This is a genomic window from Xenorhabdus sp. SGI 60 (assembly GCF_056632175.1).
In genome coordinates, this window is the sequence record NZ_CP196860.1 from 3542968 (window position 1) to 3560689 (window position 17722).

General features: G+C 44.7%; 12 protein-coding genes and 1 pseudogene. 2 read left to right on the plus strand and 11 right to left on the minus strand.

From position 1 onward, the window contains the following. Positions 1 to 307 precede the first annotated feature (307 nt). Positions 308 to 1468 (plus strand): glutamine-hydrolyzing carbamoyl-phosphate synthase small subunit, encoded by a 1161-nt coding sequence (gene carA, locus ACSJJG_RS16805; protein ID WP_481089984.1) that lies wholly within the window; start codon positions 308 to 310, stop codon positions 1466 to 1468. 17 nt (positions 1469 to 1485) lie between these two features. Then, on the plus strand, positions 1486 to 4710 hold the full coding sequence (carB, locus tag ACSJJG_RS16810) for a carbamoyl-phosphate synthase large subunit (protein ID WP_481089985.1): 3225 nt from the start codon (positions 1486 to 1488) through the stop codon (positions 4708 to 4710). Between the two features lie 83 nt (positions 4711 to 4793). On the opposite strand, the gene ACSJJG_RS16815 is transcribed toward carB, so the two are convergent. The 11 genes and pseudogenes from ACSJJG_RS16815 to ACSJJG_RS16865 all read right to left on the minus strand — a co-directional run bounded on the left by ACSJJG_RS16815 (position 4794) and on the right by ACSJJG_RS16865 (position 17678). After that, positions 4794 to 5069 (minus strand): helix-turn-helix domain-containing protein, encoded by a 276-nt coding sequence (locus tag ACSJJG_RS16815; RefSeq protein WP_047766705.1) that lies wholly within the window; start codon positions 5067 to 5069, stop codon positions 4794 to 4796. Positions 5070 to 5087: 18 nt separating this feature from the next. Continuing rightward, positions 5088 to 5924, minus strand: a complete 837-nt coding sequence (locus ACSJJG_RS16820) for an MrpH family fimbial adhesin (protein ID WP_481089986.1) — start codon at positions 5922 to 5924, stop codon at positions 5088 to 5090. A 64-nt stretch (positions 5925 to 5988) separates the two neighbouring features. Beyond that, a complete protein-coding gene (locus tag ACSJJG_RS16825) occupies positions 5989 to 6549 on the minus strand; it encodes a fimbrial protein (protein WP_481089987.1) in 561 nt (186 codons plus the stop codon). 114 nt (positions 6550 to 6663) lie between these two features. Next, positions 6664 to 7416, minus strand: a complete 753-nt coding sequence (locus ACSJJG_RS16830) for a fimbria/pilus periplasmic chaperone (RefSeq protein WP_481089988.1) — start codon at positions 7414 to 7416, stop codon at positions 6664 to 6666. 123 nt (positions 7417 to 7539) lie between these two features. Beyond that, on the minus strand, positions 7540 to 10200 hold the full coding sequence (locus tag ACSJJG_RS16835) for an outer membrane usher protein (RefSeq protein WP_481090464.1): 2661 nt from the start codon (positions 10198 to 10200) through the stop codon (positions 7540 to 7542). 494 nt (positions 10201 to 10694) lie between these two features. Then, on the minus strand, positions 10695 to 11240 hold the full coding sequence (locus tag ACSJJG_RS16840; protein ID WP_481089989.1) for a fimbrial protein: 546 nt from the start codon (positions 11238 to 11240) through the stop codon (positions 10695 to 10697). 724 nt (positions 11241 to 11964) lie between these two features. Further along, on the minus strand, positions 11965 to 12681 hold the full coding sequence (deoD, locus tag ACSJJG_RS16845; protein WP_047766699.1) for a purine-nucleoside phosphorylase: 717 nt from the start codon (positions 12679 to 12681) through the stop codon (positions 11965 to 11967). Positions 12682 to 12755: 74 nt separating this feature from the next. Next, the gene (gene deoB, locus ACSJJG_RS16850; protein WP_481089990.1) at positions 12756 to 13979 is read right to left on the minus strand and encodes a phosphopentomutase; all 1224 of its coding nucleotides are present in this window, start codon (positions 13977 to 13979) and stop codon (positions 12756 to 12758) included. A gap of 77 nt (positions 13980 to 14056) precedes the next feature. After that, positions 14057 to 15440 (minus strand): annotated as a pseudogene (gene deoA / locus ACSJJG_RS16855) (thymidine phosphorylase). Between the two features lie 84 nt (positions 15441 to 15524). Next, a complete protein-coding gene (gene deoC, locus ACSJJG_RS16860) occupies positions 15525 to 16304 on the minus strand; it encodes a deoxyribose-phosphate aldolase (protein WP_481089991.1) in 780 nt (259 codons plus the stop codon). A 108-nt stretch (positions 16305 to 16412) separates the two neighbouring features. Further along, positions 16413 to 17678, minus strand: coding sequence for a NupC/NupG family nucleoside CNT transporter (locus tag ACSJJG_RS16865; protein WP_481090465.1), 1266 nt, complete (start codon positions 17676 to 17678; stop codon positions 16413 to 16415). Positions 17679 to 17722 lie beyond the last annotated feature (44 nt).

The following is a 17722-nucleotide window of genomic DNA, read 5'->3' on the forward strand; positions in this document are numbered from 1 at the left end:
TGTTATCTTTTTCCTATGAACACGAGAGAAGCCATACTTTTTTTCTGTTTTCAAGTTATCTCTCACCGTAATCGATTATCTATCCCACTTTTCTTATATTTTTCAGCTATGTTTACTCAATATAAGACCGAGAGTTATAAAAAAGCCAATAAAAATGCCATTTTTTCTAGACAACCCCCACTCTCATCATTAGAATGCGCGCAATTTGCCAAAATTTTGTCAAAAATCAGGATTGGCATTGATTTTAAGGACTAACCCTGAATTAATATGCATTGGATGCAACTAATTATTCATTTTGGAGGGCGTTTTGATTAAGTCAGCTATATTGGTTCTGGAAGATGGAACCCAATTTCACGGTCGCGCTATTGGTGCAGAAGGTGTGGCTGTTGGAGAAGTGGTCTTCAATACCTCAATGACCGGATATCAAGAAATACTTACCGACCCTTCCTATTCCCGCCAAATTGTTACTCTTACTTATCCCCATATTGGTAATGTCGGCATCAATGCCGCTGATGAAGAATCCCCCGCCATTCAAGCCCAAGGCTTAGTTATTCGTGATTTACCCTTAGTGACCAGCAATTTCCGCAGTGAAGAAAACCTGTCTGATTACCTGAAACGTCACAATATTGTCGCTATCGCAGATATCGATACACGCAAGCTAACCCGCCTGTTAAGAGAAAAAGGGGCACAGAACGGCTGTATTATTGCAGGTAATGAGGCTGATGCCGATGTTGCACGGGAAAAAGCACATGCATTCCCTGGCCTGAAAGGCATGGATTTGGCAAAAGAAGTCACGACAGCACAATCTTATCAATGGGTACAAGGAAGCTGGACATTAGCGGATGGGCTACCCGAAGCACGTAAAGAGCAAGAATTGCCTTACCACATTGTGGCCTATGATTTTGGGGTGAAGCGCAACATCCTGCGTATGCTGGTCGATCGCGGCTGCCGCGTTACCGTAGTACCGGCAAAAACGCCCGCCGATGAAGTACTGAAAATGGCACCGGATGGCATTTTCCTGTCTAATGGACCTGGTGACCCAGAGCCATGCGACTATGCTATCGAAGCAATCAAATCCTTCCTGAATACTGAAATTCCTGTATTTGGTATCTGTCTGGGACATCAATTGCTGGCACTGGCCAGTGGGGCAAAAACCGTGAAAATGAAGTTTGGTCACCATGGCGGCAACCATCCCGTCAAAGATCTGGATCGCAATGTTGTTATGATCACCGCCCAGAACCACGGTTTTGCTGTTGATGAAAGCTCACTGCCAGCCAATCTGCGTGTAACGCATAAGTCACTCTTTGATGGCACCTTGCAAGGCATTCATCGTACTGACAAACCAGCATTCAGTTTTCAGGGACACCCTGAAGCCAGCCCTGGTCCACATGAGGCCGCTTCACTATTCGATCACTTTATCGAGTTAATTGAGCAATATCGTCAGGCAAACGTTCAGAACACCAAATAATCAGGAGAAGAAGAAAAATGGCAAAACGTACTGATATTAAAAGTATCCTGATCTTAGGGGCTGGTCCCATTGTTATCGGCCAGGCTTGTGAATTTGACTACTCTGGCGCACAGGCTTGTAAGGCGCTGCGGGAAGAAGGTTATCGTGTCATTCTGGTAAACTCGAACCCGGCAACGATAATGACCGATCCTGAAATGGCTGATGCGACTTATATCGAGCCGATCCATTGGGAAGTGGTACGCAAAATCATTGAAAAAGAGCGCCCGGATGCCATTCTGCCAACAATGGGCGGGCAAACGGCACTCAACTGTGCATTGGAACTGGAGCGCCAAGGCGTACTGAAAGAATTTGACGTTACCATGATTGGTGCTACCGCTGATGCCATTGATAAGGCAGAAGATCGCCAGCGTTTTGACAAGGCGATGAAAAAAATCGGCCTGGACACAGCACGTTCTGGTATTGCCCACACGATGGAAGAAGCGCTGGCGGTAGCCGAAGAAGTCGGTTTCCCTTGTATTATCCGCCCCTCTTTTACCATGGGTGGAAGCGGTGGTGGTATCGCTTACAACCGGGAAGAGTTCGAAGAAATCTGCGAACGCGGCTTAGACCTCTCTCCAACCAATGAATTGCTGATCGATGAATCCCTGATTGGCTGGAAAGAGTATGAGATGGAAGTAGTGCGGGATAAAAACGATAACTGCATTATCATCTGCGCCATTGAAAACTTCGATCCCATGGGTATCCATACCGGTGACTCCATCACCGTAGCGCCAGCACAGACACTGACCGACAAAGAATACCAAATCATGCGTAACGCTTCGATGGCGGTATTGCGTGAAATTGGCGTAGAAACCGGGGGTTCAAACGTTCAGTTTGCAGTGAATCCGAAAAATGGCCGCCTGATCGTCATTGAAATGAACCCACGTGTCTCCCGTTCATCAGCATTGGCTTCCAAGGCAACAGGTTTCCCAATCGCAAAAATCGCCGCAAAACTGGCGGTCGGTTATACCCTTGATGAATTGATGAACGACATCACGGGCGGACGTACTCCAGCCTCTTTCGAGCCTTCCATCGATTATGTTGTGACGAAAATTCCTCGCTTCAACTTTGAGAAATTTGCCGGTAGTAATGACCGCCTGACCACCCAGATGAAATCTGTTGGTGAAGTGATGGCGATTGGCCGTACTTTCCAGGAGTCCATGCAGAAAGCTCTGCGCGGTCTGGAAGTCGGCGCGACCGGATTTGATCCCAAAGTCAATCTGGATGATCCACAATCCCTGACCAAAATCCGCAGTGAATTGAAAGATGCTGGCGCTGAACGCATTTGGTATATCGCCGATGCTTTCCGCGCTGGCATGTCTGTTGATGGACTCTTCAACCTGACCAATATCGACCGCTGGTTCCTGGTGCAAATTGAAGAGTTGATTCGTCTGGAAGAACAAGTTGCAGAGCAAGGTATTAACGGACTGACCTCTGATTTCTTGCGTCATCTGAAACGCAAAGGTTTTGCTGATGCGCGGCTGGCGAAACTGGTAGGTGTCTCCGATAAAGAGATCCGTAAGCTACGCTATGACTACAACTTATATCCAGTCTACAAGCGGGTTGATACCTGTGCGGCAGAGTTCTCTACTGATACTGCTTACATGTACTCCACATACGAAGACGAATGTGAAGCCAACCCGAACAGTGACAAGCCAAAAATCATGGTATTGGGCGGAGGTCCGAACCGCATCGGACAAGGTATTGAGTTCGATTACTGCTGTGTACATGCTTCGCTGGCCCTGCGTGAAGACGGTTTTGAGACCATCATGGTGAACTGTAACCCTGAAACGGTTTCTACCGATTACGACACTTCCGATCGTCTTTACTTTGAACCTGTTACACTGGAAGACGTGCTGGAAATTGTGCGGGTTGAACAACCCAAAGGGGTTATCGTGCAATATGGCGGCCAGACACCACTGAAACTGGCTCGTGAGCTGGAAGCGGCGGGGGTCCCTATTATCGGCACCAGCCCTGATGCCATTGATCGTGCAGAAGACCGCGAACGTTTCCAGCAAGCGGTTAATCGCCTTGGCCTGAAACAACCCGCCAATGCCACAGTATCCACTATCGAGCTGGCGGTTGAAAAAGGGAATGAGATTGGTTATCCGCTGGTCGTTCGTCCATCGTATGTGCTGGGTGGGCGTGCAATGGAAATCGTATACGACGAGTCAGACTTGCGCCGTTACTTCCAGACTGCGGTTAGCGTATCCAACGATGCGCCAGTCCTGCTGGATCGCTTCCTTGATGATGCGGTTGAAGTCGATGTAGATGCCATCTGTGATGGTGAACGTGTCCTGATTGGCGGCATTATGGAACATATCGAGCAAGCGGGTGTTCACTCCGGTGACTCAGCCTGTTCTTTGCCGGCTTATACCTTGAGCAAAGAAATTCAGGATGTCATGCGCCAGCAAGTTGAAAAACTGGCCTTTGAACTGCGTGTCCGCGGCCTGATGAACGTCCAGTTTGCGGTGAAAGACAACGAAGTTTATCTGATTGAAGTGAACCCACGCGCAGCACGTACCGTCCCCTTTGTTTCGAAGGCAACGGGTATGCCGCTGGCAAAAATAGCGGCACGTGTGATGGCTGGTCAGTCTCTGCTTGAGCAAGGGACAATTGAAGAGATTATTCCACCTTACTACTCCGTAAAGGAAGTGGTACTGCCATTCAATAAATTCCCAGGCGTTGACCCAATTCTGGGACCCGAAATGCGTTCTACCGGTGAAGTCATGGGGGTTGGCCGGACTTTTGCCGAAGCTTTTTCAAAAGCAATGTTAGGCAGTAATTCTACCCTGCGCAAAAAAGGCCGGGCGCTACTGTCTGTGCGCGAAGGTGATAAAGAGCGTATTGTCGATTTGGCTGCTAAATTACTTAAACACGGCTTTGAGCTGGACGCAACGCACGGTACAGCAATTGTGCTGGGTGAAGCCGGGATCAACCCACGTTTGGTGAATAAAGTTCATGAAGGGCGTCCGCATATTCAGGACAGAATCAAAAATGGTGAATATGACTATATCGTTAATACCACCGCAGGTCGCCAAGCGATTGAGGATTCAAAACTGCTGCGTCGCAGCGCACTGCAATATAAAGTGCACTATGACACAACGTTGAATGGCGGCTTTGCAACCACGATGGCTCTTAGCGCTGATCCTACTGAACAGGTTATTTCTGTACAAGAAATGCATGCTAAGATGACTAAATAATCAAATAAGATACCGCCATTTTTGGCGGTAAAAAAGCAAAGCCATTCCTGAATTGGAATGGCTGCTATCAATATAAGATCGTGTTACAAACCCAATATTGTTTCTGCTACACAGGTATATTGATTATTCATATGAACCTTAGGGGGCATAAAACAATCCTCTAAAAACCAGTTTGCGGGCGTTTCCAGGGCAATAGAAATAGCGACCAAATGCTCCAGACTGATTTTATTGGTTCCGCGTTCATAACGTGACAATTGCTGATGACTCACTCCTATTTTGTCTGCCAGCTCTGCTGCTGTCACTCCAATTTCTTTTCTTTTCATTTGGATTCTTTTTCCTACCAGCATACTGACTTGCATAATATCTTTACTCTCAATTTATAAATAAGTTAAATAAACTATTGCTGTACCTTCATATTTTCCGGCTTTCGGTGGATTTCGTGCGTGCAATACTGACGTCAGTGTGAAAGGCGTGACAACATTCCTCCCATCCGTAGTAACATTCACTCCATTTGCTGCATTTTTTTTATTAATCTGTAACGTCGAATATATTTCCTTATCGGAATCGAGATAAACGTTTGCTTCATTATTAGTTGATCTGGCATGCAACATAATTTTGTTGCTACCAACAGCGCATTCAAATGTACCATTAATTGTGCGGGTGGCATTATTGACTTCTGCCGCAGTTAATTCCCCATAAGCAATTTCAGAAGGTAATTCAATGCGACAATTTTGATTTGGTGGCGGCATTTTATTGCAAGTGGAATTGGGAAATTGTTGTGCAATACCAAATCCCGATTCTATCCGAGTTGTATAAAATAAACCGATACAATCTGCCATTGTGTTCATGATGGTAAATGTTACCCGTTTAGGAATACCAAATTTGCGTTTATAAGCTCGCATAACGTCAGCGGTTGTCCGATAATTATGTGCATCCAAACATACCCTTGCATCCACGCAAGAGCCGTACATTCCCGGCCGATGCCCATTCTTATACATCACATCTGGGCCAACATAGCATGTGGTATTGCCATAGCAAGGATTCGGTATCCCTTCTTCCTCTGTCCATGCAATGATTTCCATGGTCGTAATAGCTTGATTATATGAGGGAAGCGTATTCACCGGCATAACATAAGCTCCACCATAAACATGCGTGGCACTGGCTAAAAACAACAGGGCTGCTAGCTTCAACAACGATTTTTTAATATGGCGCATAACTTATTTTCCAATAACATCAAACTCTGACTAAAGATCGTGGATGAAAAACCAGTCAGCATGACTAGTCGTAATTAACTTCAAAAGTCGCGACAGCAGTAAATGGACCAAAACCAATCTTTTTCTCTTGAATAGCATGGGGGGTGGCTTGTATATATGCCTGAAATGGAATCACATTATTTTGACTATCGGCTAATAACGGGAATTCACTGGTTTTATTAAACGGTATCGGCGTACCGTCAATTTTTTCCATACCGATGGCAACACCGCGAATACGGCCATCAGATCGAATTGCCAACAGCCCCGGCAGCCCTTCGCTTTCCTCTCCTAAGAATTTGACTTTAATACGTTTTATACGAGGATCACAATCCTCTAAATACAGTTTAAATTGCTTGCCTTTTGTCCGATGTTGCAGATAAAGATCACGGTTAAGAACATTGCCAAAATCCACTTCTATATTTTTATTTTCTGTCTTAATCGAACAAGTAGGAGCAAATACAGTTAACGTAATTCTGACATCCTGACGCAAATTATCCCGTGCATACGCACTTTGCTGACTACCAAAGCCGAAAAAAAACAGCATCGGCAATACATATCTGGATAATCTGATACTTAACGGATTCATTATTATTTACCCTACATTTATCCAACTCATTACCGAAAAAACGTATCGTATTTCGGCTAATTCTGTGTTGATGCCCCGTCAACACCTTGATTGATGAAACACCATCTGTACAACTTAATCAGTAACAACTTTTGTCACTGCGCAGGTATTGCCACTACAGTTGAATGTTAACTGTGGACGTCCACCATAATCATTGACATACGTCAGTACTGGCGTATTACCTAATGAGTTAGCGCTTCCTCCCAGTTTTTCACTGCTTCTGGGTGCCAACATAAGAGGCTCAAACCCCTCGACACTTTTACCGTTCACCTTATTCGATGCTTCTGAAATCGTGACGTAATAAGGTGTTGGGTTATTCACTACATATTGATTGCCTTCGCGGGTTAAGGTGAGTTTTTCCTGCCAGGGATTATCAAGATCGATACGGCGTGCCATCACTGTTTCCGGGCGATAGAACAGCTTGACGCGTGTCTGCAAGGCGATTTGCAGCACATTGGATTTTTCACTGCGTGGTGGAATTTCACGTAAGTTGAAATAGAACAAGCTTTCCCGATCTTGTGGCAATTGGGCTATCGCTGGCAGTGTTTGAATTTTGACCTGGCTCTTCGCTCCAGCTTCAACACGCTGTACTGGTGGAACAACGACAATCGGACCATTGATCTTATTTCCCTTATCATCTTCAATCCATGCCTGTGCCAGATAAGGCAAATCAAGATGCTGATTTTCAATGTTCAGGCTGACGGATTTTGTATTTCCATTAAAAATCACGCGAGTGCGATCTAGCGCTATCGCTGCCGTTGCCTGATGAATTGGCATCAAGCAACTTACCGTCACAGCGGTTATCATTAGAATATTTTTCAGTTTCATAGTGTCATTTGCTCAAGCTCAAAAAAGACTCATGTTTATATTTGCTGTACCAGCCGCATTTTTCAAATCAAACAAACATAATACTCTATTAAATAAAGATTTTTCAGATCGTTTCATTACAATTTATTTACCATCACCTGTTAAAAACTGGCAAGGTAGTAAAAGTGAAGTTAAAGATTCTGATGTTATTTCATCTGGCACCGTAATTTCACACTGAGCACCACCATCCCAATGGACTTGCAGTTTTTCACCCTGATTTATTCCACTCAGATAAGCATATCCGTCATCGCTGACAATCCCGATTTCACGTTGGGTACTATTCATGACTGATGCACCAAACGGCGGGGATGAACCATCAGATAACCTGATAATTGTCATCGCTTTAATACCTGATATCACCTGGAATTTACGATAACCAATCGCGCCTTCTGTTAATGTTGCCTGCTGAACAGAACGCAATGCCTCTACATCATCGGGCAAGTTATCTAAGTCAATATTTGCTCTGTTGCGATAGTAGTTGTTCACATCGGACAGCACCGCTTTACCAAAGTAGTTGGTATGCACCGCTGAACCAAATCCCCGGACAGGCACATTGCTAACCCCTTCTGTATCTACCATCAAGCGCGTCGCGCCAGGCATATTAGTACGGTGCAGTGCAGCCCCTTTTGCCGTTACAGTCACCCCACCTTGCAGGCCAAGGGCTGCCGTCGTATTGCCACCATCCCGATAACTGGCACTGGCAGTGAGCAACGTCTGGTCGCCATAATGGTTGTAATAACCGTCAACTGATGCCCTGCCATCAATACTTGTCCCCATTGAAACACGATAGTTATTGCGATCATCAATACGGTCAAAATAACCCACTGTATGCGCATTGCCCTGACGATTAACCAACCCGTTATAGCTGACAGTGCCACTTTCTCCCCACGGAATGGAAAGATTCAGATACATGCCGTCATCTTTTTTATTGTCAAAATTGTTACGATAGGCTGACAGATTGACGCTGATATTTTTATAACGCCCAATATCAATATACTTAGATAAGGAAATGTTATAGCGATCGTTTGTTGGCCGATTCCAATAAGTTTGATGGCTATAGTTGAGATAGGTACTTAAGCCAATATCAGTAAATTGTTTGTTGAAAGTAATGGTATACATCTCTTTACCGCTATTGGAAGAAACGCTGCGATAGCGGCGATCGATATACTGCCCCATATTCATGAAATTGCGCTCAGAAAAACGATATCCGGCAAACGTCACCTGACTGTTATATTGATCAAAACGTTTCGAATAACTGAGACGATAAGATCCACCGGTAAGGTTTTTATTTTCCCCCGGTAATCTTGCCCTTGATTCCGTTACATCAAACGACAGTGCACCAAACATCATCAAGTCGCGACCGATCCCCAGTGACAAAGCGTTATAATCTCCCGCGGCTAAGAGACCGCCATACAGCGACCAACCGTTGTTAATTCCCCACGAGAATTCACCCAGGCCGAACGCAGGCCCTTCACGACGGTGCTTATCATTCGTGGATTGACCACCAACAAATTTATACTGTATTCGTCCGGGGCGGGTCAGATAAGGGATCGTCGCAGTATTAACCTGAAACTCTTGCACACCACCGTCTTGCTCTTCGACCCTGACATCCAGCGTTCCTACCACCGCATCACTAAGATCCTGAATACGGAATGGGCCAGAAGCGACCTGAGTTTCATACAGTACTCTCCCCTGCTGTCTAACCGTTACCTTGGCATTAGTCCGTGCTACCCCTGTGACTTCAGGCGCATATCCACGTAAATTCGGGGGCAACATATTTTCATCAGTCACTAAACTGACCCCCGTATAGCGGAAACTATCGAAAATGCTGGAATTGAGGTAATCCTCACCCAATGTCAATTTCGCCTCCAGACGAGGGATCGCACGATACATGTAGTAACGGCTCCAATCCCAATCACGTTCTCTTCCACCAGAAGAGCCTGATTTATCGCCACCCTGGTTTTTGAAACGATTATATCTGGCCTGCCAATCAGCCCGAAAACGCCACTCCCCTGCATTAATGCCCGCTGTTCCGATAGCACTTATTTGTTGGCTACTACTCCCGTGAACAGGTTTAGAGGTTTGTGCGTTAACGTTATAATCAAACAGTAATCCGGGGATCCCATGATCCCAACGAGCAGGGGGGTCCCAATCCGGTAAGTCATATTCCAGATAAATTTTAGGTATGATTAAATAAAGCGTATAAGTAGCGAGATCACCTCTGGCTGACGTACCTGGCAACGTATTGAGATCAAGACATTTACCTTCATTCTGCCACCCTAATTTTTCTACCCACTGTTGTTTCAGTGCGATTTGTTTCACCAATTCAGGGGAGATACAGGCTTCACTGTCTGTTGGTTCATCAGGCGGTGCAATGAAATCGATAGAATAGGTATCCGGGAGTTCATGCTGATTCATCCGAACACTCATCATATAGTTACCCGGCATGATGTAACCTGCACGTGCAAATTTATCCAAATCAATATTGGCACGTTCATTGACATCCAGTGCACCAATATTGAATTCAATTGATGGCCTGGAATGAGTAACCTGAATACCAGACAATGCAAACAGTATAAGAGCAAAAAGAGGATTAATTCCGAATAGTAAGTGCTCTGTTTTTATTTTATTAGCTGTTCTTTTTTGATTAATCACATTATTTCTATTAAAGATATTTTTCCTATTACTGTTTGTCTTTTTATTACTGATTATTTTTCTATAATCAGATAAAAAATTATGATTCATAGCATCTGAAAACAAAGCCATAGCATCCTCTGAACAATGAATCGTTAATCATCCAGTTTGAATTTAGCCGCTACCTGACGCGACCAAGTCTGTAAGCGCACAGGCGTTCTTACCTCATACATGGCGTCATTAAAGTTCATCGATCTAAATTGAGGACCCTGACCGATACTGAGGTTGCAGAGATAGCCACATGTCCTGCCTAACCGTAATATATTAAGTTCTCTGTTTGTGCTTCACTTATTAAATAAAAAAAGGGTATTTCAATTTACCACTACAGGGATCACTTTGTTAATGACACAATCTGCTTATTCAATCATGAATAATATTGACCTGCATCAATAAAACAGTTCTTGTTACAGAATATTGTAGTCATATCTTACTTACACGCGCTATCCCAGAAATACCCTAAATATATTATCAGGAAAATCGAGGTTAACAATTAAAGTGAATTTCCTGATATTCAAGCATTAAAAATTATCAGATAGCTTGCAATATTACTGGTAGCTTAAAGTAAAGTTTGCGATCGCAGTGAAATCACCTGCTACGACTTTCACCGGCGTTACACCTTCTTCTCCAGCCTGACTTGTCAGACCTTTCAGGTGTGCTGCGAAATTCAGATCGTTGTTGCCATCATGGATAGACATGCTGTCTGACGCTTCACCCAAAGGAATGACTTTGTTGCCATGGTTAGTGATTGCGATTGCTGCACCTTGTGCTGTGCCTTCAATAGCCAGCAGACCTGCCTCAGAAGCTGGCGCACCAGTAAAGGCAGTTTTCACACCTGATTTAGTCCCAAGAGTACAACCTTCTAATTCAATTTTGAAAGGCTTAGACGCTGAACGGCCACCATCTTTCAGAACATGACTGGAAACGGCGCCCATATCAACTTCAACATTGGTGTTTTTAATTGAGCAAGGTGCATCAATGATAGAGCCTCTGAATTTAACTGTACCGTTACCTTCAGTGGGTGCTGCACTTGCAGCGCCAGCAGTCAAAGCTACACCAAAACCTAAAACCATCGCCAATTTGTTAAGTTTCATAATTTAACTTATTCCTTTAATAATAAAGTAGATATTCATAACCAAAGGGAAGCCGCAGCACAGAAATTAATTTCTGACACTTAGGCTAATGATTATTTAGTTTTTTGACAAAAATCATAACCTGTCAAAATAAACCAAACCGGCAATATCATTCTACATAATAAACCCTAAGTCAAATTTCAGCCGATAAAACCACCTATGCACCTTAACATCATATGAAATATGAATTTTTGCAAAAATTTGCGGATTATGAGTAGTATATTTTACTAATAATTTTTCAATTTTGGGTTATTCCCCTGAGTTATATCGAACAATGTTTAGTAATTTAGTATCTTAATTGGCGTTGTTTTATTGCTCTGTTTTATCTTCCTGAAAGACAGGCGCATTTTATTATCCCGTCATAACCATAACAATTGGTTTTTATTATCATGATTATCGTTAATGTCAATATAAAATAATGGTATTTATCTAAACAACATAATTACCAAGCTAATTGTTAATTGGGAATATCACTTAAAAAAACCGTTCAAATATTGTTAAGTTTATTATTTTTCATTCGTTTTCCAGTCAAATTAAGCAGAAAGGAAATACCGATTAAATAAATAGATAAAAGTTGCTCTTAATAATAGATATCAATTGGCATGTAATTTATAAAAAAAGCCCTTTCCAATAATGGAAAGGGCCTGTAATTTTTTAATGAAAGACTAAAACTATTTACACTTTTTTAATTGTCACCCATCAGGATGGATTCAAGCGCAATCTCGATCATGTCATTAAATGTATTTTGGCGCTCTTCAGCCGTGGTTTGCTCACCAGTACGGATATGGTCAGACACAGTACAAATCGCTAACGCTTTTGCGCCAAATTCAGCAGCGACACCGTAGATACCCGCCGCTTCCATTTCAACACCCAGAATGCCGTATTTTTCCATTACGTCGAACATTTGAGGATCTGGCGTATAAAACAGATCGGCAGAGAAGATATTACCGACACGCACGTTGACATCCTTTGCCTTCGCCGCATCAACTGCATGACGAACCAGATCAAAGTCAGCAATAGCAGCGAAGTCGTGATCTTTAAAACGCAGGCGGTTTACTTTGGAATCGGTACATGCCCCCATGCCAATCACTACATCACGGATTTTAACATCTTTGCTGACCGCACCGCAGGAACCGATACGGATGATTTTTTTAACACCAAATTCCGTGATCAGCTCTTTGGCATAGATAGAGCAGGATGGGATACCCATTCCATGACCCATAACAGAGATGCGGCGGCCTTTGTAAGTACCGGTAAAACCCAGCATACCGCGAACATTGTTAACCTGACGAGCATCTTCCAGAAAAGTTTCCGCAATGTATTTTGCACGCAGTGGGTCACCAGGCATCAAAACAACATCAGCAAAATCGCCCATCTCAGCATTAATATGTGGGGTGGCCATAAATTATTTCCTTGTTTTTATTACGTATCAAAATGGATGGGAAATTGGGGAGACCCATTGGTCTCCACCAAAAATTAAAACATCGCTTTACCGTAATCCATTGGCGTCAGATCAAAGTATTTCGCTACTGTCTGACCAATGTCAGCGAACGTTGCACGATGCCCTAATGAGCCTGGTTTCACTTTAGACCCGTAAACCAAAACGGGGATATGCTCACGAGTATGATCAGATCCCGCCCACGTTGGGTCACAACCATGGTCAGCCGTGAAGATAAGAATGTCGTCTTCTTTAACCAATTTCAGCATTTCTGGCAAACGGCGGTCAAACAACTCCAGTGCGGCTGCGTAACCGGCGACATCACGGCGGTGGCCGTAGGAAGAGTCAAAATCAACAAAGTTGGTAAATACGATGGTGTTATCCCCTGCCTGCTCCATCTCAATCAGCGAAGCATCAAACAGGGCATCGATTCCCGTCGCCTTGACTTTTTTGGTGATCCCGACATTCGCGTAAATATCTGCAATTTTGCCAATGGAAATCACTTCTCCCTGCTTTTCATCAACCAATTTTTTCAGGACAGTTGGCGCGGGTGGTTCAACGGCCAAGTCATGACGGTTGCCTGTACGCTGGAAATTCCCGGCTTTATCACCAACAAATGGACGGGCAATCACGCGGCCAATGTTATAGTCACCAATATTTAACTCTTCACGAGCGATTTCGCACAGTTCATACAGACGATCCAGGCCAAATGTCTCTTCATGGCAAGCAATCTGGAAAACAGAATCCGCAGAGGTATAGAAAATCGGCTTACCGGTTTTCATGTGCTCTTCACCCAATGAGTCCAGAATAACCGTACCGGAAGAGTGACAGTTTCCCAGATAACCCGGCAGATTTGCGCGTTCGACGAGTTTATCTAACAACGCTTGTGGGAAACTATTTTCTTGATCACTGAAATAACCCCAGTCAAACAGAACCGGAACGCCCGCAATTTCCCAGTGACCTGACGGCGTGTCTTTACCAGAAGAAAGTTCACTCGCGTAACCATAAGCGCCAATAATTTCGGCATCTTTATCCAGACCTATCGGGAACGTTCCGCAAGACTCTTCCGTTGCCTTGCCCAATCCCAGACGACTCAGGTTTGGCAAGTGCAGTGGTCCCTTACGGCCGATATCAGCCTCACCACGGGCACAGTGTTCTGCAATATGACCCAAAGTGTTAGATCCTTTGTCGCCAAACTTTTCAGCATCAGCACTTGCACCGATACCAAAGGAATCCAATACCATGATGAATGTACGTTTCATTATTTTCTCCTGCGTCAATTCACGCTATCAATGCGGAAACTGCCAGCTATTAAAATCAATTCCAATGTTTGTATGATTTATCCACGGATATAACGATAAACCATCGGTATGGTGGCTTGTGTCTCGCTTTCCTTAAAAACGGTTTCCTTATCCTTCAAAACAAGAGCCTTACGTACTGCCTCTGCGGCTTCATGCCAGGTATGCTCACTATTGGCATGAATCATTGCCAAGGGAGTATCCGCATTCACGTTTGTGCCTAGCGCAACGATATCACTTAGACCCACACTGTAATTAATAGGATCTGTCGCTTTACGACGTCCTCCGCCCAATGCAACAACTGACATTCCTAAGACACGGGTATCCATTTCTGCAACAATGCAATTTTTTCCCGCTAACATCTGTTCAGCTAACACTTCTCCAGCCAATACTGGCTTGACAAATTCCGCAGTCGGGAGGTAGCGGGAGTAATTTTCAACAAAATCAGTCGGCCCTTTCTGCGCTGCCACCATGCGACCAAATGTTTCCGCTGCCCTGCCACTGTCCAGTGCGACTTGTAATTTATGGTATGCATCGTCACGATCAATAGCCAAATTACCTGACACCAGCATTTCAGCAGATAATGCCATGGTAACTTCTAACTTCAAATAACCGAGGATTACGGTATTCCCCCGTCAGGAATTGGACAGCTTCACGCACTTCCAAAGCATTACCCGCGCTGGATGCCAAAACTTGATTCATATCCGTCAAGAGTGCCGTCGTCTTACATCCCGCACCATTGGCGACTTCAACGATAGCTTCGGCCAGCCGTTCCGATTGTTCGTAGGTCGGCATAAATGCCCCAGAACCCACTTTCACATCCATGACTAAAGCATCCAGCCCTTCGGCTAATTTTTTACCCAAAATAGAGGCGGTAATCAAAGGGATAGAATCAACGGTCGCCGTAATATCACGCGTCGCATAAAAGCGTTTATCCGCAGGGGCCAGCGAATTTGTCTGTCCGATAATGGCAATACCGACATTGCGAATAATATCGCGGAAACGGTACTCATCAGGGAAAATGTCAAAACCGGGAATGGATTCTAATTTATCCAGCGTTCCTCCGGTATGCCCCAAGCCACGTCCCGATATCATCGGTACATATCCCCCGCAAGCCGCCACCATTGGACCCAACATCAGGGAAGTGACATCCCCCACACCGCCCGTCGAGTGTTTATCGACAATCGGGCCGGGTAAATTCAATGTCTTCCAGTCTAAAACCGTACCAGAATCACGCATCGCTAATGTCAGTGCGACGCGTTCTTCCATCGTCATGTCATGGAAGTAGATAGTCATTGCCAGTGCAGCAATCTGCCCTTCGGAAACCGTATTATCGCGGACGCCGTTAATAAAGAAGCGGATCTCTTCTTCATTCAATGGATGACCATCACGTTTTTTGCGGATAATTTCCTGTGCCAGAAACAAAGCTACCTCCCAATCATTAATACCTGAAAAGAATGGCAGTCATGCACACTATCTTAGCGTGTGTGCAGTGAGTTATTATTGATCTCAATAACCACTACTCTGCTTTTGACTCTGGTGTCCAAGAGTAGTCAACAAACTGTCCAACAAACTGGAAGCACCAAAACGGAAATGACGGGAATCAACCCATTTGTTTCCCATAATACGTTCTGCCAACGCCAAATATTGTGCCGCTTCTTCGCTAGTACGCACACCGCCCGCCGGTTTAAAACCAACGCTATCACCTGCGCCCATATCACGGATCACACTCAGCATAATTTCGGCACTTTCCAGCGTCGCATTAACGGAAACCTTACCGGTTGAAGTTTTGATGAAATCCGCTCCAGCCTTAATGGAAATTTCAGATGCTTTGCGAATCAAAGCCGCTTCTTTTAATTCCCCCGTTTCAATGATGACTTTTAGCCAGACGCCTGATTCAGTACAGGCCGTTTTACAGGCTGTTACCAAATCAAAACCAGTCTGCTCATTACCGGCCATCAATGTACGATAAGGAAAAACAACATCCACTTCATCAGCACCGTAAGCTATGGCAGCACGCGTTTCAGCCAGTGCAATGTCGATATCATCATTGCCATGTGGGAAATTAGTCACCGTGGCAATGCGAATATCAGGAGTTCCCTGTTCGCGTAATACTTTACGTGCCACGGGAATAAAACGTGGATAGATACAGATAGCTGCCGTCTTTCCGGCAGAGCTGTTTGCCTGACGACAAAGTGCTGCCACTTTCTCATCGGTATCATCATCATTAAGTGTAGTTAAATCCATCAAACTCAGCGCCTGTTGAGCGGCGGCAGTTAAATCGGTCATAAAACTCTCCAACGGTATTATTATCGTCACTGAATCAGACAACAGACTTAAAACAAATACAGGTGAGAAATCTCACCTGCATTCAACTTGATACAGACTTCCTGTGTCTTACAACGAGAGGAAGAATCCGGCAATTGTTGCACTCATCAAGTTAGAGAGTGAACCCGCCAATACAGCTTTCAAACCGAAACGGGCAATATCACCGCGACGGCTTGGTGCCATCCCCCCTAAGCCGCCCAGAAGGATCGCAACAGAAGACAAGTTAGCGAAACCACACAGAGCAAAAGAGATAATGGCTTTAGTATGGTCAGAAAGTACTTGCAGACCCGCAGCCTGGACAACATCATTTGCTTGCAGGTATTCACTAAAGTTCATGAATGCCACGAATTCATTAACAACTAATTTCTGCCCGATGAAAGAACCCGCAACTGTTGCCTCATTCCACGGAATACCGATCAGGTAGGCGATTGGTGCAAAAACCCAACCCAAAACCAATTCCATCGATAATTGAGGATAATCAAACCAGCCACCGATACCGCCTAAGATACCGTTCAGCAAAGCAATCAATGCGGTGAATGCCAACAACATGGCACCAACATTCAGGGCTAACTGCATACCGGATGCTGCGCCCGATGCCGCAGCATCAATAATATTCGCAGGACGATCTTCTGCCGCAACCAACGACATCGCATCAGCCGTATCGTGAGTTTTTTCTGTTTCCGGCACCAGCAATTTTGCAAACAGCAAACCCCCTGGTGCAGCCATAAATGAAGCCGCAATCAGGTATTCCAATGGAACCCCCATAGATGCATAGCCCGCCAGTACAGAGCCGGCAACAGAAGCCAGGCCACCACACATCACAGCGAACAACTCAGACTGGGTCATAGTTGCAATGTACGGACGAACAACCAGAGGGGCTTCAGTTTGGCCTACGAAAATATTTGCAGTCGCAGACAAAGATTCAGTCCGTGAGGTTCCCAATATTTTCTGCAATCCGCCACCCAATATTTTGATGACGAACTGCATAATGCCCATGTAATACAACACTGCAATGAGTGATGAGAAGAAAACAATCACTGGCAGGACACGCAGGGCAAAAACAAAACCGCCGCCACCGAATAATTCAAACATTTTGTCGGACACCAGACCGCCAAAAATAAAATCTGTTCCTTTTTGTCCGTATCCAATTACATTGGAAACGCCTTTTGACATTCCCCCCAGAATGTCTTTGCCGGCGGGGACATAAAGTACAAATGCCCCAACGGCAACCTGCATCAGAAAGGCGCCCAAGACGGTGCGGATTTTAATGGCTCGATAATTACTGGAGAAGAGTACTGCGATAAAAACCAGCACTACCATTCCGATCAGGCTCATAAGGAGTTGCATTGGAAGGATCCCTGTTCACTGAATAAATAATA